The organism is Paenibacillus sp. MAHUQ-63, from assembly GCF_028765165.1.
In the GTDB taxonomy this organism is placed as follows: domain Bacteria; phylum Bacillota; class Bacilli; order Paenibacillales; family NBRC-103111; genus Paenibacillus_E.
Genome location: NZ_JARADB010000001.1, coordinates 1,455,788 through 1,476,006, shown reverse-complemented (window position 1 = coordinate 1,476,006; position 20,219 = coordinate 1,455,788). Strand labels below are relative to the sequence as shown.

Annotated in this window: 15 protein-coding genes; 6 read left to right on the top strand and 9 right to left on the bottom strand. The window is 54.1% G+C overall.

Features of this window, described 5'->3' with window-relative positions; all coding sequences use genetic code 11:
• Window positions 1-20: 20 nt before the first annotated feature.
• Window positions 21-599 (bottom strand): thymidine kinase, encoded by a 579-nt coding sequence (locus tag PUT07_RS06460; protein WP_274467000.1) that lies wholly within the window; start codon window positions 597-599, stop codon window positions 21-23.
• Window positions 600-633: 34 nt separating this feature from the next.
• Window positions 634-1,611 (bottom strand): HD domain-containing protein, encoded by a 978-nt coding sequence (locus PUT07_RS06455; RefSeq protein WP_274466999.1) that lies wholly within the window; start codon window positions 1,609-1,611, stop codon window positions 634-636.
• 555 nt (window positions 1,612-2,166) lie between these two features.
• On the opposite strand from PUT07_RS06455, the gene gltB reads away from it, so the two are divergent.
• Together gltB and PUT07_RS06445 are read left to right on the top strand one after the other, a co-directional pair.
• Window positions 2,167-6,759 (top strand): glutamate synthase large subunit, encoded by a 4,593-nt coding sequence (gene gltB, locus PUT07_RS06450; protein ID WP_274466997.1) that lies wholly within the window; start codon window positions 2,167-2,169, stop codon window positions 6,757-6,759.
• 66 nt (window positions 6,760-6,825) lie between these two features.
• Window positions 6,826-8,310: a glutamate synthase subunit beta gene (locus PUT07_RS06445; protein WP_274466996.1), complete on the top strand. Its 1,485-nt coding sequence runs from the start codon at window positions 6,826-6,828 to the stop codon at window positions 8,308-8,310.
• Between the two features lie 88 nt (window positions 8,311-8,398).
• Here PUT07_RS06445 and PUT07_RS06440 read toward each other — a convergent pair whose 3' ends face one another.
• Window positions 8,399-9,676, bottom strand: a complete 1,278-nt coding sequence (locus PUT07_RS06440) for an MFS transporter (RefSeq protein WP_379239621.1) — start codon at window positions 9,674-9,676, stop codon at window positions 8,399-8,401.
• Window positions 9,677-9,907: 231 nt separating this feature from the next.
• Here PUT07_RS06440 and PUT07_RS06435 point away from each other — a divergent pair, with 231 nt between their 5' ends.
• Window positions 9,908-10,381: a hypothetical protein gene (locus tag PUT07_RS06435; protein ID WP_274466995.1), complete on the top strand. Its 474-nt coding sequence runs from the start codon at window positions 9,908-9,910 to the stop codon at window positions 10,379-10,381.
• A 298-nt stretch (window positions 10,382-10,679) separates the two neighbouring features.
• Here PUT07_RS06435 and PUT07_RS06430 read toward each other — a convergent pair whose 3' ends face one another.
• Complete coding sequence (locus PUT07_RS06430) at window positions 10,680-11,417, bottom strand: response regulator (RefSeq protein ID WP_274466994.1); 738 nt, start codon at window positions 11,415-11,417, stop codon at window positions 10,680-10,682.
• An 88-nt stretch (window positions 11,418-11,505) separates the two neighbouring features.
• A complete protein-coding gene (locus PUT07_RS06425) occupies window positions 11,506-12,708 on the bottom strand; it encodes a sensor histidine kinase (protein WP_274466993.1) in 1,203 nt (400 codons plus the stop codon).
• 157 nt (window positions 12,709-12,865) lie between these two features.
• Here PUT07_RS06425 and PUT07_RS06420 point away from each other — a divergent pair, with 157 nt between their 5' ends.
• Window positions 12,866-13,798: an ABC transporter ATP-binding protein gene (locus PUT07_RS06420; RefSeq protein WP_274466992.1), complete on the top strand. Its 933-nt coding sequence runs from the start codon at window positions 12,866-12,868 to the stop codon at window positions 13,796-13,798.
• Window positions 13,791-14,732 carry an ABC transporter permease gene (locus PUT07_RS06415; protein WP_274466991.1) on the top strand — a complete coding sequence of 314 codons (942 nt, stop codon included), beginning with the start codon at window positions 13,791-13,793 and terminating at the stop codon, window positions 14,730-14,732. Before PUT07_RS06420 ends, PUT07_RS06415 begins: the two co-directional genes overlap by 8 nt.
• A gap of 402 nt (window positions 14,733-15,134) precedes the next feature.
• Here the strand turns inward: PUT07_RS06415 and PUT07_RS06410 are convergent, their stop codons facing one another.
• From PUT07_RS06410 to PUT07_RS06400, 3 genes are all read right to left on the bottom strand, one after another.
• The gene (locus tag PUT07_RS06410; protein WP_274466990.1) at window positions 15,135-15,869 is read right to left on the bottom strand and encodes an HAD family hydrolase; all 735 of its coding nucleotides are present in this window, start codon (window positions 15,867-15,869) and stop codon (window positions 15,135-15,137) included.
• A 151-nt stretch (window positions 15,870-16,020) separates the two neighbouring features.
• Entirely contained in the window at window positions 16,021-16,476 is a 456-nt protein-coding gene (locus PUT07_RS06405) for a bactofilin family protein (protein ID WP_274466989.1), read from the bottom strand.
• 5 nt (window positions 16,477-16,481) lie between these two features.
• Window positions 16,482-17,507: a M23 family metallopeptidase gene (locus PUT07_RS06400; RefSeq protein ID WP_274466988.1), complete on the bottom strand. Its 1,026-nt coding sequence runs from the start codon at window positions 17,505-17,507 to the stop codon at window positions 16,482-16,484.
• Between the two features lie 189 nt (window positions 17,508-17,696).
• On the opposite strand from PUT07_RS06400, the gene PUT07_RS06395 reads away from it, so the two are divergent.
• A complete protein-coding gene (locus PUT07_RS06395) occupies window positions 17,697-18,788 on the top strand; it encodes a ParM/StbA family protein (RefSeq protein ID WP_274466987.1) in 1,092 nt (363 codons plus the stop codon).
• Window positions 18,789-18,821: 33 nt separating this feature from the next.
• Here the strand turns inward: PUT07_RS06395 and PUT07_RS06390 are convergent, their stop codons facing one another.
• A complete protein-coding gene (locus tag PUT07_RS06390; protein WP_274466986.1) occupies window positions 18,822-20,192 on the bottom strand; it encodes a GerAB/ArcD/ProY family transporter in 1,371 nt (456 codons plus the stop codon).
• Window positions 20,193-20,219 lie beyond the last annotated feature (27 nt).

The following is a 20,219-nucleotide window of genomic DNA, read 5'->3' as shown; positions in this document are numbered from 1 at the left end:
CTGCGAGGAAATCCCTGCAGCTAGGCGCCTAAAGTTGCTTTACGTTTGCCTGCATAGCATTGGCGGCAGACAGGAACATAGCTTTCATTCCCGCCGATTTGAATTTGTTCGCCATGGAAAATAGGTTCTCCGTCCTTACAGCGCATATTCATGATCGCTTTCTTGTCGCAGTACCAGCAGACCGTTTTGATTTCTTCAATCGTGTCGGCCGCAGCCAGCAGCGCGTTGCTTCCTTCGAAGAGCTGCCCCATGAAGTCAGCCCTGAGTCCGTAGGCGATAACGGGAATGTTCAAATCATCGACGATCGCGATGAGCTGGGCGACCTGCTCCTTATTAAGGAACTGCGCTTCATCGACCAATATGCAGTTAGGGAGCTCCTTCTGCGCTAACGCCATCATATCCAGTTGGTCGTCTACGACAATGGCGTTCTTCTGCATGCCGATGCGGGAGACGACTTTGCCGACGCCGAAGCGGTCGTCTACGACCGATGTCAACAGCAGCACTTTCTTGCCTTGTTCTTCATAATTATGCGCCACGCGCAGTACTTCAATGGATTTACCGCTGTTCATCGTGCCATAACGGAAATATAGTTTTGCCAAGCTGGGCCAGTCCCCTCTGAAGATCTAAGTATGATTATATCGTAAAAAAATAGGTGGCGCTTAGGGAATCAAGCTCCGCCAATTTCACGGCACATTGGAAGCTTGCCTCGGAAGCGGGTTTATCGCCGATTAGCGGTTGTTTTTTATATATTTTGCGAATATTCACTTCGATACTGCCCTTGACCGGTTCGTTCATAATCTGGATGCGATGCGGCTCGTACATCAGGACATGCATGATGTCTTTGGCGACGGGATTCGTACTTCCCAGCAGCTCTTGCATCAGTTCATGGTCGACAAGGGAAGGCAGGAGCTCCCTCATGCCCGGATTGGACTCGCAATGATGGGCGGCCGCTTTGGCCAGCAGCGCATCCATAGCAAGGAACGGCGGACTGAGGAATATCCGGTGGTCTTCCACGACGGCATGAACGAGTGCGGCAGCCGTTTCTTCATTAGCTTCTATATAGTTCCCGCGCAGGCGGAGTTGTCGGACCAGCTCGGAAGGCGGCAGCTGCTGCTGGCCGGCGTAATATGTATCCCGTAGAAAGCTGTCCAAATGGTCCAAACCCATGAGGGGCGTTTTATTCGTTAAAGGACTGTCCTGATGCAGGATGGACACAATCGCTGCCGGAGAAATGCCATGCTCCGTCAAAATATCGGCAATCGTTCCGTTCAAGATCAATCGCTCCGTGTGCAGGTGATGGTCGTAACCGAGCGTTCGTTCCACCGCATGAGAGAAGGGCAGGTGCCCGATATCGTGCAAAAGTGCCGCCACGCGCAAATGAAGTTCGTCCGGGCAAAAGTGAGCCATCAGCGACCATACGCCGACGGTGTGCTCGAACCGCGAATGGGTCATTGGCGAGAATAACGCCGAAGCTCCGAAGTGATGCAAGAACTTCAAGCGGCGAACCGGCTGCGATCGGAAAAGCTGGACTTCAACCGGATGGGCTGGAATTTGCCACTGATATAGGGGCTCCCAAATCATCCCAGTCGAAAAAGTATGCTGTAGACTCAAAGCAGCGTTCCTCCTAGGCTGTGAAATCTGGATGAATGTTTCAATGCAGCGCATTAGCTATCATAGCATGAAACATAGAAAGTTTGCTATCTTGAGCGTATGAAAAAGATGCGTAAAACATGCACGACAAGCCCCCGGAGCCTTGGCGCTTGCGGCGTCGCCAGGCAGGTGGAGGTCGCTGGAAAAAGGGGAAATATGCGGTATTGGCGGATATCGGGCGAGTAAGCGTTCCTTCATTCGATAAGCCGGCCGAAGCGGAGAATAAGGCAATTGCGTCACGAAGGCCGGCAGGCGGATCGCGGTGACGGCGGCGGACCTTGAGCGGGGGCAGACTAGTGAAAAATGATAAAAATATTAAAATGAAAACCTTTACATTTTCATTGAACTATACTATTTCTGGTGTTAATATAATATAAAAAATATTGAGACTATTTCATCAATTTATATTCTCCTATTTTTGATGAAATGCGCGCCATCACGTTTCGACAATTTAATACTTTAAAGCGTACATTGGACAAAGCGCGTCCAAAAACCAGAAAAGAAAGGTTGCACAACATGACCAAAAACGGGTTACCTCCCAAGCAAGGATTGTATGATCCTCAGTTCGAGCGTGATGCCTGCGGTATTGGCTTCGTAGCGAATATTAGAGGCGTGAAATCGCATGAAATCGTCAAGCAGGCGCTTCGTGTGCTTTGCAATTTGGATCATCGCGGCGGTCAAGGAAGCGAGCAGAACACAGGCGATGGCGCGGGGATTCTGATGCAAATTCCGGATGCTTACCTCCAGGCGGCTTGTGAGCAGGAGAATATGAAGCTCCCGGCGGCGGGTCACTATGGTGTAGGTATGGTCTACTTGCCTCAAAATCTGGAGGAGCGCCAGGCATGCGAGAGAATCATCGAACGCATTGTCGGCGAGGAAGGTCAGCAATTCCTGGGCTGGCGGACGGTTCCCACCGACAACAGCTCGCTCGGAGAATCCGCGAAGTCGGCAGAACCCTATGTACGCCAGGTATTTATTGGAGAAGGCGCGGGCATGACGAGCAACCTGGATTTCGAGCGGAAACTATACGTCATACGTAAAGTATCTGAGAACGCTATCAAAGCGTCGCTTTCGCATGCGCAATTTTACTATTCTAGCTTGTCTAGCAGAACGATCGTATATAAAGGGATGTTGACGCCCAAGCAGGTCGACGCCTACTATGTCGAGCTGCAGGACGAGAAAGTGGCTACGGCGCTGGCGCTGGTGCACTCCCGTTTCAGCACGAACACGTTCCCGAGCTGGGAGCGCGCCCATCCGTACCGTTATTTGATTCATAACGGCGAAATCAACACGTTGCGCGGCAACGTGAATTGGATGTACGCACGTCAGGCGATGTGCGATTCGGAGCTGTTCGGCGAAGATTTCAAACGTATTCTTCCTATTATTGATACGGATGGCTCGGACTCGCAAATGTTCGATAATACGCTCGAATTTCTCATGCTCTCCGGGCGTTCGCTTCCTCATGCGGCCATGATGATGGTTCCTGAGCCATGGTCCAAGCATGAGTCGATGGACGATGCCAAGAAGGCGTTCTATGAGTATCACAGCACGCTCATGGAGCCATGGGATGGCCCGGCGGCCATCGCGTTCACGGACGGCAGCCAAATCGGCGCTATTCTGGACCGCAACGGTCTGCGCCCGTCGCGTTATTATGTGACGAAAGACGATCTGATCGTGCTGGCTTCCGAAGTCGGCGTGCTGGACATCGAGCCGGAGCGCGTGCTGTACAAGGATCGCCTCAGACCGGGCCGGATGCTGCTCGTGGATACGGTAGCAGGCCGTATCGTCGCGGATGAGGAGATCAAAAGCGGCATCGCCGGCGAACAGCCGTACCGCGACTGGTTGAACGAGCATCTAATTTCTCTGGAGGAGTTGGAAGAAGCCCCGATCGTGCTCGGTTCCGATTATGAAACGGTTCTTCAGCGCCAACAGGCATTCGGCTACACGTTCGAGCAGCTCCGCAAAATTCTGGAGCCTATGGCTAAGACGGGGGTAGACCCGATCGGCTCTATGGGGACGGATGCGCCGCTGGCCGTATTGTCGGACCGTCCGCAGCTGCTGTACAACTACTTCAAGCAATTGTTTGCCCAGGTGACGAATCCGCCGATCGATGCGAACTTCGAGGAAATTATTACGGCGCAGGGTACGACGATCGGACCTGAGCGCAACCTGATCCGGCCTGAGCCGGCAAGCTGCCGCCAGATCCGGCTGACAACGCCGTTCATCACGAATGAAGAGTTGGCGAAGCTGCGCCATATTCAGCGTGACGGCTTCAAGACGGTCACGCTGCCGATTCTGTTCGAAGCGGGGCAAGGAGCAGCCGGCTTGGAGGCGGCGATGCAGGCGCTCTATAACGGAGCGGATCGAGCGATTCAGGATGGCGCTGCGCTGCTCATTCTCTCCGATCGCGGTGTTGACGGCCGCATGGCGCCTATTCCGGCGCTATTGGCTACATCCGGACTGCACCATCACTTGATTCGCCAAGGCACGCGGACGAAGGTCAGCTTGATTGTGGAGTCGGGCGAACCGCGCGAAGTGCATCATTTTGCCTTATTGCTGGGCTATGGAGCCGGCGCAATCAACCCGTATCTCGCTTTGGAGACGCTGGACGATATGATCCGCCGCAATCAGCTTGTCGGCGTGGATCGGGATAAAGCGACATATAACTACCTGAAGGCGGTAACCAAAGGCGTTGTGAAAGTGCTTGCCAAAATGGGCATCTCCACGATTCAAAGCTATCGGGGAGCGCAGATCTTCGAGGCGATCGGACTCAGCCAAGAGCTGGTCGATGCGTATTTCACATGGACATTTACCCCGGTTGGCGGTATAGGTCTCGATGTTGTGGCCAAAGAAGCCGAGCAGCGCCATCACCGTGCTTTCTCGGAGCAGGAGGGGCGCGACAAGGTGCTCGATACCGGCGGCGACTTGCAGTGGCGCAGAGACGGGGAGGATCATCTCTATACGCCGGAGACGGTGCATGCCCTTCAAACGGCGGTGCGCACGAATAATTACGCCATGTACAAGAGCTTCGCGAAGCTGATCAAGCGCGAAGATGAGAAATATATGGCGCTGCGCGGGCTGCTGACGTTCAAAGCGGGGCGCCAGCCGGTTCCGCTCGATGAGGTGGAGCCGGTCGAGTCGATCTTCAAGCGCTTCAAGACGGGAGCCATGTCCTACGGCTCCATCTCGAAGGAAGCGCATGAGACGATCGCGATCGCGATGAACCGCATCGGCGGCAAGAGCAACACCGGCGAGGGCGGCGAGCATCCGGAGCGTTTCACACCGGATGCGGGCGGCGACCTGCGCCGCAGCGCAATCAAGCAGGTGGCCTCGGGCCGCTTCGGCGTCACCAGCCATTATCTCGTCAATGCCGACGAGATTCAGATCAAGATGGCGCAGGGCGCGAAGCCCGGCGAGGGCGGGCAGCTCCCGGGCACCAAGGTGTACCCTTGGGTGGCCGAGGTTCGCGGCGTTACGCCGGGGGTAGGCTTGATTTCGCCTCCGCCGCATCATGATATATATTCGATCGAGGATCTCGCTGAGCTGATCCACGATCTCAAGAATGCCAACCCGCGCGCCCGGATCAGCGTCAAGCTCGTCTCCGAAGTGGGCGTCGGCACGATCGCGGCCGGCGTTGCCAAGGGGAAGGCGGACGTTGTGCTGATCTCCGGCTACGACGGGGGGACGGGCGCGTCGCCGCAGACGAGCATCCGTCACGCCGGACTGCCGTGGGAGCTCGGTCTGGCGGAGACGCATCAGACGCTCGTGCTGAACAATCTGCGCAGCCGGATTACGGTAGAAACGGACGGCAAGCTGATGACGGGACGCGACGTCGTCGTAGCTGCGCTGCTGGGCGCCGAAGAATTCGGCTTCGCGACGACGCCGCTGATTACGATCGGCTGCGTGATGATGCGCGTGTGTCACCTGGATACATGTCCGGTCGGCGTTGCCACGCAGAATCCGGAGCTGCGTAAGAAATTCGCCGGCGATCCGCAGCATCTCGTCAACTTCATGACCTTCATCGCGCAGGATGTGCGTGAGTTAATGGCTGAGCTCGGCTTCCGCACCATCGAGGAAATGGTTGGACGCACGGACGTGCTGGAATCCAAGCAGGTTGTCGCTCACTGGAAAGCGAAGGGCGTCGACCTTGCACCTCTGCTGCATCAGCCGGACGTCGGCGAAGACGTGGGCCGCTTCTGCCAGATTGCGCAGGACCACCGCTTGGACCACTCCTTGGATATGACGAAGCTGCTGGAGCTCTGCGAGCCGGCGATTGAACGCAAGGAGCATGTGCATGCGATTCTGCCGATCGCCAACACGAACCGTGTCGTCGGCACGATTGTCGGGAGCGAAGTGACGCGCCGCCACGGCGCGGACGGACTGCCGCACGATACGATCCGTCTGCACTTTAACGGCTCCGCCGGTCAAAGCTTCGGTGCTTTCGTGCCGAAGGGGATGACGCTGTCCCTGGAGGGAGACGCCAACGACTATGTGGGCAAGGGATTATCCGGCGGCAAACTGGTTATTTTCCCGCCGTCTGAGGCTTCTTTCGTACCGGAGGAGAACGTGATTATCGGGAATACGGCGTTCTACGGCGCCACGGACGGCGATGCCTATATCCGGGGGATTGCGGGCGAACGCTTCTGCGTGAGAAACAGCGGCGTGCGTGCGGTTGTCGAGGGCGTCGGCGACCACGGCTGCGAGTATATGACAGGCGGGCGCGTCGTCGTTCTCGGCTCCACAGGCCGCAACTTTGCCGCCGGGATGTCCGGAGGCATCGCGTACGTGCTGGATGAGAAAGGCGATTTCGCCGACAAGGTGAACAAAGAGATGATTCTTCTTGAGCAGGTAGAGGAAGCATTTGAAATGAACGAGCTGAGAACGATGATTCAGCATCATGCGACATTTACGGATAGCAGCGTGGCCCACCGCGTCATTCAGCACTGGGATGAATACGTTTGGAAGTTCGTGAAGGTGATTCCGAAGGACTACAAGCGGATGTTTGATGCCATCGAGAAGGTGAAGCGCTCCGGACTTGGCCAGCAGGAAGCGATCATGGTTGCTTTCGAGGCGAATATGCGGGATGTTTCCCGTGTTGGCGGAAACTAACGAATCAGATCAGGCTTATGACGCAAGCTTTGCTGAAGCAAAGCTTATAGGAGGGACTATACGTTCATGGGTAAACCAACCGGTTTTATAGAGCATCGCCGTGAAGTGGCGGCTGAAGCCCAACCGCTGACTCGAATCGGCCATTGGAAAGAATTCGCGACGCCGCTGACGGATGATAAATTGCAGACGCAAGGGTCTAGATGTATGGATTGCGGCATTCCGTTCTGCCACACGGGAGCCATGATTAGCGGCATGGCCGCCGGCTGTCCGGTGAATAACCTCATTCCCGAGTGGAATGATCTGGTATATCGCGGGCAATGGCGGGAAGCGTTGGATCGTCTGCACAAGACGAACAACTTCCCGGAGTTTACAGGCCGCGTGTGCCCGGCGCCATGCGAGGGCTCCTGTACGGTGGGCTTGAAGGACACGCCGGTAACGATCAAAAGCATTGAGAAGGCGATTATCGACAAAGGCTTCGCCGAAGGCTGGATCAAGCCGGAGCCGCCGGAAGTTCGCACGGGGAAGAAGGTGGCCGTGGTCGGCTCGGGGCCTTCCGGACTCGCTGCCGCCGCGCAGCTGAACAAAGCCGGACACTGGGTCACCGTCTTCGAGCGCGCCGATCGCGTGGGCGGACTGCTCATGTACGGCATCCCGAATATGAAGCTGGACAAAGCGTATGTCCAGCGCCGGGTAGACCTGCTTGAAGCGGAAGGGATTACGTTCATCACCGGCGCTCACGTCGGTGTGAACTATCCGATTGAGAAGCTTCAAGAAGAGTTCGACGCCATCGTGCTGTGCGGCGGAGCCACCAAGGGCCGCGACCTTCCGATCGAAGGGCGCGAGCTCCGCGGCATCCATCTGGCGATGGAATTCCTGGGCAAGAATACGAAGAGCTTGCTGGATTCCGAGCACGCCGATGGCGAGTTCATCTCGGCGGAGGGCAAGGATGTCATCGTCATCGGCGGCGGCGATACGGGAACGGACTGCGTGGGCACGTCTTTGCGCCATAAGTGCAAGAGCGTGACGCAGTTCGAGATCATGCCGAAGGCGCCGGAGACGCGTCAGGCGAACAATCCTTGGCCGGAGTGGCCGAAGGTGCTGAAGGTCGACTACGGCCAGCAGGAAGCGGCGGCGGTGCAGGGCGAGGATCCGCGGACGTACTTAATTAACACGAAGAAATTCGTGGGAGATGAGGACGGCAATCTGAAGGAGCTGCATACGGTGCTGATCGAGTGGCAGAGGAACGAGAAAGGCGCGTTCGTTCCGGTGGAAGTGCCGGGCAGCGAGAAAGTGTATCCGGCGCAGTTGGTATTGATCGCGATGGGCTTCACAGGACCGGAGAACACGGTGCTGGATCAGCTTGGCGTTGTCCAGGATGAGCGCTCCAATGCGAAAGCCGAGTACGGCAAATTCGCCACAAACGTGGAAGGCGTGTTTGCCGCCGGCGACATGCGCCGCGGACAGAGCCTTGTCGTTTGGGCAATTAACGAGGGGCGCGCAGCGGCCCGTGAGGTTGACCGGTATTTGATGGGAACGTCGAATTTACCATAAATAAGGAAAACCCCAAACCAGATTTGCTGGCTTGGGGTTTTTTGGTAGCTTTCAGGGTGTTTGAACGATGGCTGTATTTCTCGCCGTGTTACTGGAACCGCCGTATTGCCGGCACGCACAGCACGCCCCCTACGATGACTAGGCCGAGCAGGGCGAAAAGGGTGATCGTGATGGTACCCCCAATTTGATCGGCGATCCAGCCCACTAGCGCATAGCTCAACGGCAGCAGGGCGAAAGAGCCAAGCAGATCCAGACTGACCACCCGCCCGAAAGCTTCCGGAGGGACAAGCTCCTGCAGGCTGGTCTCCCAGATCAGGCCGAAGATCATGAGCCCGAAGCCTTCGATCGCCATGAGCAGCGAGAGCAGAACGGGCGAAGCTGTGAAAGGCATGGCCAGCAGCGCAGCACCGCTCAGAATGACAGCGCCGTAGGCCAATATGCCCCGGTGCAGCCACTGCGTTCGCGACCCGAAAATAACGGCGGCGGTAATGGCACCAGCCCCTGAGCAGGTGATCCCGATCCCGTATATGAGCGGATCAAGTCCTAGATGGACCTTGAACAGCCATGGAACAAGGATGACAATAATACCGTTGTAGCAAATGTTGACGAAGCAGAAGGCCAGAATCGTAATCCAAAGCCACGGATGTCCTTTGAGGATGGTCACTCCCTCCAGCAGTTCCCGCTTCCACGAGAAGGAGGCGTTCGATTGGACGGCTTCATGCTTGGATTTTAACTTATATAACGATTTTTTCACAAGCAGCAGCAGGCATAGATAGGAGATTAAATAGGTTAGCGCATCCAAACCGAACCCGTAGCTGGCGGATACCGTTGAAACGATAAGTCCGCCGAGGACCGGTCCGATAATCCGGACGCCTTGATGGCTCATTTGGGTCAGGGCGTTAGCCGCATTGCGGATATCCGGTGTGAACACTGTTGCTCGCACGGCGGAATAGGCCGGATGAAACAGCCCTTCCATCAGACCGTACATGGCGACCAGTCCGAAAAGCACGGTTATGGACAAGGCCCCGGTGAAGATAAGCGCTGCAATCGCCAACATGACGATGAACCGAACGATGTCCGTAAGCATCATGATCCTGACGCGATCATACCGGTCTACAATCCATCCCGACAGGGGAAGCATGAGGACGTAGGGCAGCATGTAAGCGGTCATGACCAGACCCATCATGGTCGTCGAGCCGGTGATGGAATAAACGACCATGGGTAAAATAACGGTTGTGACCGAGCCGCCCAGCATGGATATCAATTGGCTGAGCCATATATAAGGGAAGGCACGCGACTTCGCGAAAGGAATGAGGAACTGCTCCAGCATGCGCGGCTTCTTCCGGATCGGAGCTTCAATGTGCATGGGAAGCGCACTCCTTCAGGATCGAATCCTAGGTTTAGTCGAATATGAATAATGAATAAGCCCAAGGATAGTGGATGCGTCTATGGAAGTCAATGGGGTGGTCGATATTCATCACGGGTCCGCAGTTGAAAAGATTCAGATAAAGGTGAACATTTCTTCAACTTCATGTACAATAGGATGAAGTAAGCGGCAGCCGGGGAAGGCTGCATGAAACGGAAATGGAGGGTGCACATGAAGAAAGAGAAGCTCATGACGCCTGCAGAGCTGAGTGCGCTGCTTGCAGAGAATGGCGAGGACTCTCTTGAGTTTGACGCAGATGAACCGCTCGGAGAACGGCATGTGATGGCTTTGCAGAAAGCTGTCAGACTGCTTGCAGCGCAGGTGGCGGATCTGCAGGCTCAGCTTCATGAGCACCTTGAAATCCATACGAAGCAGGAAGAGTACTTGATGCGGCAGATGAAGCATCAGATGGAAACAAAGCTCTATGAGCAGATCATCCATCGGGTTACGGGCAGGCAGGAGGACGCGCAGGCAGACGCGGAGCGGGTGGTCATACAGGGGATACATGAGGCTCCGTTCACCTCATTGACGCTCATGGGCGAGGGTCAGACTGTCGAGGAGCCGCAGCCGACGTATTCCCGTGTGAAAAGCTACCGGAAGATTCGCAAAAGGAAAAAGGGCTTCCTGGAGAGGCTCTTTGAATAGCCAGGGCGATTTGGCAGAAGTGGAAATGCAGTGCGCTATTCGAGGGAAACAGCTGCAATTTGGGTAATCGAGAGGAAAATATTGTTCGCTATTCCCTCGAGTTAGGCCCAAAATGCAGTGCTGCGTAACGAATAAGGTACTGTATTTCCATATGGGGCTTCGGACAGCGGAGTTGGCGTAGATAAGGTCGTGTCATTCCGCTATGGTGCGGTTGTGGTCGAAAGGACCTGGTACCTAAATATGCCCAAAAAAGCGGTGCAAGATGAGCTAGGGCTCATCCTGCACCGCTTCTTCGGTCTTACAGCATTCCTTCCTCGTGAGCCTTCTTGGAAGCTTGCACGCGGTCGCGGACGTCCATCTTGGAGTAGATGCTGGAAATATAATTTTTGACGGTTCCTTCGGAGAGGAACAGCTTCTCGGCGATTTCCTTATTGTTGAGGCCGTCGGCGATGCACTGCAGCACCTGCACCTCGCGCTCGCTGAGCCCGTAGGCGTCGGTGCGCGAAGCCTCCTCGCCCGCCGGCTTCGCCTCGGCATCGCGCGATGACGGTTCGGCGGCGCCTCTGGCCTGCTCAACGAGCATGCGTGCGATATCCTGCGGGATGAGGGTGCCGCCTTGATGCACCCACTTGATGCCGGCCGCCAAATCCTTCGGATGGATCGCTTTGAGCAGATATCCCTCGGCTCCGGCGCCCAACGCGTCCACGACATAGGTAATCTCCTGGAAAGTCGTCAGGATGATGACGCGCGTTTGCGGCCAAGCCGCTTTGATCTGACGGGTAGCTTCGACGCCGTCCATCACGGGCATGTGGATGTCCATCAGGACGACATCCGGGCGATGCTCTTCGCACTGCTGGAGGGCGATGCGGCCGTTCTCGGCCAAGCCCACGACGTCGATGTCCGGGTCCATCCCCAGCACGATGTGGAGGCTTTCTCTTATTAAATCCTGATCATCGACCAGGAGCAGTTTCAGCGGTGTTTGACTCACGCGGGTTCCTCCTATGCATGATAAGCATGTGTATCCATATTGTACCACCGTGTACCACCGCCCGCTAGCCGTGCTAAAGCGCATGGATTCAAGCTAGGGGGCAGCATCGCGATAGCGGCGTGCCAACAGGTAAGGCTCAAATCGACGGCAGGCGCTTGGCGGGAATGGAGCATTCCACGATCGTCCCTTGCCCGGCGGCTGAGCTGACCTGCAAGGTGCCCTGCAGCGCGAAAATCCGCTCCTGCATCGCATTGATGCCGAAGCCGACTTTGAGCTGGTCCGTCCCGACACCATCGTCTTCGATCCGGATGCCGACCCCGTCACCCTTGTAGCTGAGCGTAACTTCGACCGAGGTGGCACGTCCGTGCCGCTTGGCGTTCGTTAACGATTCCTGCAAGCAGCGTATGAGGGAGAGCTTGGTTTGCTTCGGAATTTCGTATTCTTCGCCGGCCGTCGTGAACCGGATCTGCGTCCCGGTATGCAGGGCGAACTCGTTCGCCAGCCTCGTTAATTGTTGCGAGAGCAGCATATCGCCCTCTTTGGGCACCATCTGATGAATGCTGCGACGGACTTCTTCCAAGCCGTTGCGTGTAACGCCGCGCAGAACGTCCAGCTTCTCTTTGGCTTTGTCGGGAGCCGCTTCGATCAGATAAGAGACGGCATCCATGCCCATGATCACGGAGGTGAACGTATGGCCAACCGTGTCGTGCAGCTCGCGCGCCATCCGATTGCGTTCCTCGAGCAGCGTCAGCTGTTCGATTTGGTTGGCGTACTGCTCCAGGGCGTTATTTTGCTCGTGGATGAGCAGGTATTGACGTTGGTTCTCCGCCAGCAGCTTCTCCGTCTTTTCATTCGAAGTAACCACCCGCTGTAAACTTAAACCGATCGCGTAGAACAGCACGGCATTCAGGATGACGCTGAACAATTCGCCGACCCCCATGCCCATGTGAAGGATCAGGAAGTAGGCGACAGGCATGGCGACGAGCGAGATCGGGGCGGCCCACCAGGCATTTTTTCGATCGGTTAGGAATCCGATGACCATTAATGGGCAATTAATAGTAAGGTAAGCGTCTTCTTGCATCCAAGATAGATAGATTTGTAGAGGAATCCCTGTCAGCAGAACGGAAATTGGGTACAGTGTTGTATGGATGTAGTTAGGTCGCCAGAACAGAAACGGCAGGCCGTAGGAAAGCAGCAGGGCACACAGGGTAAGAAAAATGTTGCTATGTTCATTCTCATTCATATGGAGCAGCGCATAGAGCAGGCCAAGCAGTACGGAGCCGGTCAACACGATGAATAATGACCACTCTACACCGTGCCAAGGTCTTCTTTGAATCATAGAGGAACTCCTTTACCGGCGAAATTGTATGAGACCATTGTACATAAGATTTGGATAAAACTATAGTGAGCGCAGTCATATTGTGAGCGTGACGCCGTATGACTCGAAAGAATGAATGACTTGAGTAACTTGAACGACTTGCCTAAGGAGTGAGACAATGACAGCAGCCCAAACGCCGATTGTGCAGATTGAGCATGTAACGAAGCGGATCGGCAGTAAAACGATTATTGACGGTTTAACGTTCGATGTGCCACGGGGCGAAGTTTTCGGCTTTCTTGGACCTAATGGAGCGGGCAAAACGACAACCATTCGCATGATGGTCGGCCTCATGGCGATTACAGAGGGGGATATCCGGATTGGCGGATACTCCATTCGGACGCACTTTGAGAAGGCGATCCGGCATGTCGGCGCGATTGTGGAGAATCCGGAAATGTACAAATTTTTGAGCGGGTATCACAACCTGGTCCATTACGCGCGGATGATCCCGGGTATTGGTGCTGAGCGCATCGGCGAGGTTATTGAACTCGTAGGCATGGAAAACCGTATCTACGATAAGGTGAAGACGTATTCATTAGGCATGCGCCAAAGGCTCGGCATCGCCCAGGCGCTGCTCCACAAGCCGGACGTGCTCATCCTGGATGAGCCGACGAACGGCCTGGATCCTGCCGGCATACGCGAGCTGCGCGATCATTTGCGCCAACTGACTCGGGAGGAAGGCATCTCCGTTATCGTGTCGAGTCATCTATTGGCCGAGATGGAGCTGATGTGCGACCGGGTCGCCATCATTCAGAACGGCAAACTTGTGGACGTCAGATTGATTCACGGGTATACCCAGACAGAAGGCAAGCTGCATGTCGCATTCGAAATGTCGGCCTCCGATCAAACCAAAGCGTTGGAGCTGGCGGCCGCTCAGGCCGTGCAAGCCGAAGCCTCCGAAAGCGGACCGGTCCTCCTGCTGGATCGCGAAGAAACGGCGCTATGGAACAAACGGTTCGTTGAAGCCGGGCTGGCCGTGTATGGGATTCGTGCGGCGAAGAAATCGCTGGAGGATCAATTTTTAGAGATGACGGGAAGTGACCCGATTGCTTAATTTAATAATGAATGAACAGATGAAAATTTACCGCAGGCTGCGGACGTGGATACTGGGGCTGCTGCTTATCGTGATCGTCGTTCTGGCCGCTCTGGTTTCACACCCGGGGGCGGACGCGAGCTCGCAAGAGAATTGGAAAGCCCAGGCAGCGGATACAATCGAGCATAACAAGAGGGAGCTTGAGAACAACGATATTCCGGAGAAGTTCAGACAGCAATTGAAGGAAGAGTTAGCGATTCAGGAGTATAGGCTGGCGCATAACTACCCTCCGACGGAGAATACGTTATGGGGCGGCGCCCTGCGGGCCTCGGGGATGATCGTACTCGTGACGCTGTTTACCGTCATTATTGCAGGCGACATGGTCGCCGGCGAGTTCACGTGGGGGACGATCAAGCTGCTGTTGATACGTCCGGCCAGCCGGGCGAAGATTCTGCTATCCAAGTATGTGACCACGCTGCTTTTTGCCGCCACATTATTGGTTGTCATGTTTATTGCGTCGCTTATCGTGAATGGCTTTCTTTACGGGTTTCAAAACCTCGGTCTTCCGCATTTGAGCGCCGTTGCCGGCGGGCAAGTTCATGAAAGCAGCATGCTGGGGTTCACGTTCGCCACATACGGACTGAAGCTGATTGAACTCGTTATGATCGTCACGTTAGCTTTCATGATTTCGACCGTATTCCGAAGCGCTTCCTTGGCGATCGGGCTCAGCATTTTTATTATGTTTGCCGGACAGGTCATCGCTATGCTGCTGCTTCGCTATCCTTGGGGCAAATATTTCCTGTTCGCCAACACGGATCTGACACCTTATCTGGAAGGTCAGCCGCTGGCGGAAGGGATGTCGCTCGGCTTCTCGGTTACGGTGCTCGTGTGCTACTTCGTTGTGTTTAATCTGCTTTCTTGGGAAATATTCCGCCGGCGCGACGTAGCGGCATAAGACTACCACACGGCGGGCAGGGATGCTCCTCGCCCTACAAGCTATTTGGACAATGGAATAACAGGAGTTTTTCCGTTTATTTTCGGTTCGGCTACTCGCCCCTGCTAAATAGCTGGCTCGGCTGAGTAACAGCAGGAAAAACTCCTGTTATTTCTGTGTTCCATCGCGGCTTCTAAACGTTTAACTGGAAATCATCACGTTAATTCAAGCGAAATTCCCCCTTTGAAGGGGGCGAGAGGGCTGATTAACGGGAGAAATTCCAGTAACTTCGCTCCAACCGCTCATTTCACCGAAATTAACAGGAGGATTTCCTGTTAAGAGCACCCGACTCTGTCAAGCCAATCCATACAAAAAGACGATTCCCAAGGCTGCATATCTGCATCCGGGAATCGTCTTTTTCATTTATTTGGCAATATACGTTTGAATCGTCGATGGAACTTCCTGCAAGGAGCCGAGCTGAAAGAAGGCGCCTTGTGGCGTTATGTCAATCGTTCCCGTATTGTAGGCCCAATCCTGCTCCACGGGAATGTGAATGGAATGGATACCGGCATGCAGGGCTGGCAATACATCGGTTTTGACCGAGTTGCCGATCATCCAAGTATGTTGGCGGTCGAAGCCTTGCTCGAGCATGATCGTTTCCATGAATTCCTTCGTTTTGTGCACGGTGACGAAGATTCTGTCGTGGAAGTAGGTGTCCAGACTGAGATCGCGGACTTTCTTCATCTGAATCGAAGCATCGCCGCCGGTGTACAGATACAGCCGGTGTCCGGCCTGCTGCAGCTGCTCGAGCGTTTCGTTCATCTGCGGGTAAGGCTCTACCGTGTACTCATAGACCGTATGGCCGAGCTGCATGAGCCAGGATTCTTCTTTGGCACTTCTCTGCCGGTTGAACCGCTCGCTGAACCATTGGTAAGTCTCAACGAACGATTGCGGAAAACGATCCGGCATGAAGCCGTGAATATGGATGCCCGCAAGATCGATCTGCAGCTGCTTCTGCTTGATGTCCTGTGCGGATAGCCCGTGGCCGGCGAACCAAGTGAGCATGAGATCGACGAATTGGTCGATCACAACGTCGAAATATTTATTGCAGTGCACTAACGTATCATCAAGATCAAAGAGTATCGATTGTTCTCTCATAGGCGTGTTCTCCTGCATCAGTTAGAAATGAGTGTCCAACTATTATACCATGCAAGAATCGCATCTCCTAGGGGCGTTTTCATTTCGTTTTCAAAACAGTACCCATCCATGCTGCTCCTGTCTCGTCCCATAAGTTCATCCCATACGTTCGTTACATGGCGATAGTGTTGCCTTTATAAGCACCACCGGCGGGTGCCGGCGCAGGCGGATTGATGGTATCCAGATCTCCTGTTGGCTGGGGAGCTGCCGCCGGTTGGGCCGCTTCCATCTTGCTGTTCCCCTGGAAGAGCCCACCTTCTTCGATGATGAAGGAAGCGGCGCTAATGTTGCCGTACAGGGAGCCTGTTGATGTAATCGTTAATTTGCCCTTCGTTGTCACATTGCCATGCACATTGCCGGCCAGAATGACATCCCTGGCGGAAATGTTGGATTTCACGACACCGCGTTCCCCAATGATGACGTCGCCGGCGCAATCGATATCTCCAGTAATGCCGCCTTCAATGCGAATGCTCGCTTCGGATTTAATGCGTCCTTCGAAGGTGGTTCCTTCGCCAATCAACGTATCTGTCGTATTCGGATTCATCAGGTTTTTCTTCCCTTTAAACATGGTGTCTAGTCATCCTTTCGATTCGCTTTAAGATAGGGTTTAGGATCGATGCTTTCCCCGTTTTTGAGAACTTCATAGTGAAGGTGGGGCCCGGTGCTGCGGCCCGTGGAGCCTACCAAGCCGATCGTACTTCCTTTGGCTACGGATTCCCCATTGTTGACGAGTATTTTATTTAAATGCATATACCAAGTGCGCAAACCCTTGGAATGCTCGATGACGATGTTATTGCCGTGATAGATGTCTTTGCCGGTACTGACGACTTTCCCATCGGCAGTCGCGAAGACGGGATCGTTCTCCCTGGCGCCGAAATCAATGCCCGAATGAAAGCTCGGGCGGCGGGTGAAAGGATCCGTTCGATACCCGAACGTCGAAGTGACGATCTTGGTGTTCGTCGGGAAGAGCGTCGGCGTGATCGCGAGCAGATGCTGTTTGTCGGCAACCTTCTGCTTCGTTTCGGTTAAGCTCGTTTGCAGCTCTTTCACTTCGGTATGCAAGGCGGTGAAGGAGGCTAACGTTTGCTCGCCAAGCTTCATTATCGCTTCCTGCGAAGCGGGGTTTGGGCCACCGCCAATACCGCTCCCGAGAGGGGATGCCTGCTCCTGAACGGTTTTGTCCGGCTGCCCCGAGTCAGCACTGGCAACGGCTTTGCCGGTTGCGCTGGCATCCAGCCCGGCAATCGATTTGAGATCATTTTCGAATTTCTTCATTTCTTCCACTTGCGTTTTCATTTGCTCGGCTTGCTGGGAGAGCTGAATCACTTCATTCTGCAGTTCTTCAATGGCTTTATCCTTGGAGGTTAACGTTTCGTTCCATTGCTGGCTTGCTCCGCTTAACTTGGCCTGCAGAGCACTGGCTTTCTGCACGGTTCGAGCGTGTACGGCGTATGTAATTATCATAATAAGGAGCAGCAGAGCGAAACATGCTGCAGCGGTATAAGCGAATAAATGGGGTACTCGAAACCTGACGACGGATTGATTGGCATCGGGAATGATGACCAGCGTCAGTTTTTTGGGCTTCCATTTGAGCTTCATAACGGCAAACTAGTCTCCTTGTCGTGGTTTAATTTGGTAATGGTGTCATTCGTCATATTCCGTCAAAAACCTTCCTTATACCTAATGGTCCTACATAAAATGAGTCTAAAGTAGGAAGGAATCGTGTCGGATATAATCGAATCTTCTTTACAATTACAGGAAAGACCTCAGATTTGGAGTGGAGAACGCATGGTTAAGCTAGCAGGTATTGATATTGGTAACGACAGTATCAAGCTCGTATTGGATGGTTCCAGGGAACCGCTTGTCATCCCGAATATAATCGCCCCGGGGTACGAAAGGCATATTTTGCAGGAAGAAGATTCCCCATGGAAAGCGCTCGATGTCATGATTTACAGTCCGTCACTTGCCCAGAGAAACCAGCGCTACTTCGTCGGACAGCTTGCGCTGGAGCACGAAGATAATCTGGAATTGGAAGACACCGACAATAAAGCGGTTTCGGATCAATCGCTGATCGTTGCGCTCACGGCACTGGCCTATCAAGGTCTTGCAGCGCAAGCCTTCAACAGCGGATACGGCAATGTGGACGAAGTCGAATATACGCTGGGAACGGGTCTGCCGGTCCGCGCCTTCGCTAAGTACAGTCAGCTATTCGAACAGAGGCTGCTTGGCGAGCATGAAGTGACTTTCCTCTCCACACCGCAATTCCGGAACCGCAAAATCAAAGTCATTGTACGCAAGGTCGCAGTCTCCATCGAAGGAGCCGCCGCCATTTTCCATTTGGCTACGCACGACAGTCTGCAAGTCAAGGACGAAGAAATATACAACGGCTGCATCGGTGTCTGCGAGATCGGCGCCTTGACTACCGACTTCCCGGTGATCAAGCGGATGGCGATTGACAACCATTTCAGCCATGGCGAGCAGATCGGGATTGCCACGTACCTCGACGCGATCATTCGCGATGTGGAAGATGCGTACGGCTACGTATTTCCCAGCCGCGCGAAGCTCGTGCAGCGGATCAAAAGCCGGGACTTCACCGTCCAACAGCTAGGCGAAGGCCAAGTCGACATCCGGTCGATCGTTGATCAGCATTTCCGCCGCGCTGCGTCGCGGATGATCGAGATGATTAAAAAGCGGTGGCGCAAGTACCCGGATATCCAATGCTTCTATGTCATCGGAGGGGGCGCTTCGGCCTTAAGGCCATATATCCAGGAAGCGGCCGGCTCGCTCAAGTTACGGTTCGCTAATGAAAGTGAATTTCTGAATATGTACGGTTACCTGAAAGTGGCCAAAAGCCGGCTTCATCAGAACGTACCCGTCTAATCGGCAGCAAGCACCTGTTTTACGGGTGCTTTTTTATTTACTCGCTTCCGCTTGCTTCAGCAGACTCACCTCCATATAAGTTGTTAACGTGGTGAGTATCATGCAGATCGCGAAAATAACCGCACAGATCGTTCCGATGGTGGAATGATACCTGCTGAAGATGAACCCTGTCAGTAAGCAAAAGGTTGCCAACGCAACGAGCGTATTGCCAAACCAAAGCCATTGTTTATACGAGTAGCGCTGACTGAGCTTGCCCATCTTTTGGGACGGCCGCACGGCGGGAGGCTGTCCATCTGAGGCAAGATGGCCTGCCGAAGGATCCTTTTTCTTTTTCCGGGCAACGGCAACAGTGAGAATAATCATGACCAAAGGCTGGTAGGCAAGCACAATGATCGGAGCGCTGTAATTCGAGAAGGTCAGCAGCTCCGTCGTGCTTTTGAATGATAAATATGTCGTAATCATCATGAACAGCGCAACCGGCTTATTGATGGTCGGGTAGTTGCGCTTATCCATCATGGAGCTGATTCCTAGGAGGAGCGCCATGTAGATCGCGATGATTTTGCAAGAGATGGTCGGATACCAGATCATGAGGATGATGAGGTCCACACGATCAAGGAAGTCTGTAACGTGAATCGTTTGAACGAGATTATACAAGGGATACAGGAAATTCCCCGGCATCTTGGGCCCTAGCACGACAAGAATTAAGAAGATGGACAGCGTCAGCAGGAAAATGCCAAGCAGTGCTCCGTGCCGAATGGATGAACGGACTTGATTGGAGTTATATATCATATGCAGGAAGGCGCCAAGGATAAAGATATCTCCAGCGCTTCCGATTGTGAGCAAGGAGCTGACGGCGACATGCTGGATGGGCATGGTCATAGCCGGTGTCACAAGCCGGAAATAAAATTCGTTGGATAGCAAGAGCGGCATCATAAGAACGGTTATGACGAATAGCGGGTAGAACAAGTCATTCACCCGGGCGATGACCTCCACGCTGCTCTTGCCGAAGTAGATGAGCAGCAGACAGGGCAGCAGGATCAAGATCTCAAGCGGCGTATTGTGCAGCAGCAGCGTTGTACTGAACCTCGAAACGGACGATATGTCGCGGATGACGATTTGCCAGAAATGAAACAGCATGATCAAATTAATGACCGTGCCGCCGAACCGGCCGAGCACCTCTTTCGATATTTCGAAAATATGCTTTTGCGGATATACCTTCGTCATATAGGCGAAAAAGCTGGCAACCCCAAATACATAGAAAACCGAAAGCAAGTAGCTGTACCAGGAGTCCATCTGGGAAATTCGGATCAGCACGTTCTGCAAGGTAAGGACCCCGCCGCTTGTGATAACCGAAGAAGCCAGCCAGGAAAACTGCCGCTGATTAATGACTTGTTTTGTATCCATGGAATATGAAACCGCCTTTTATCATTA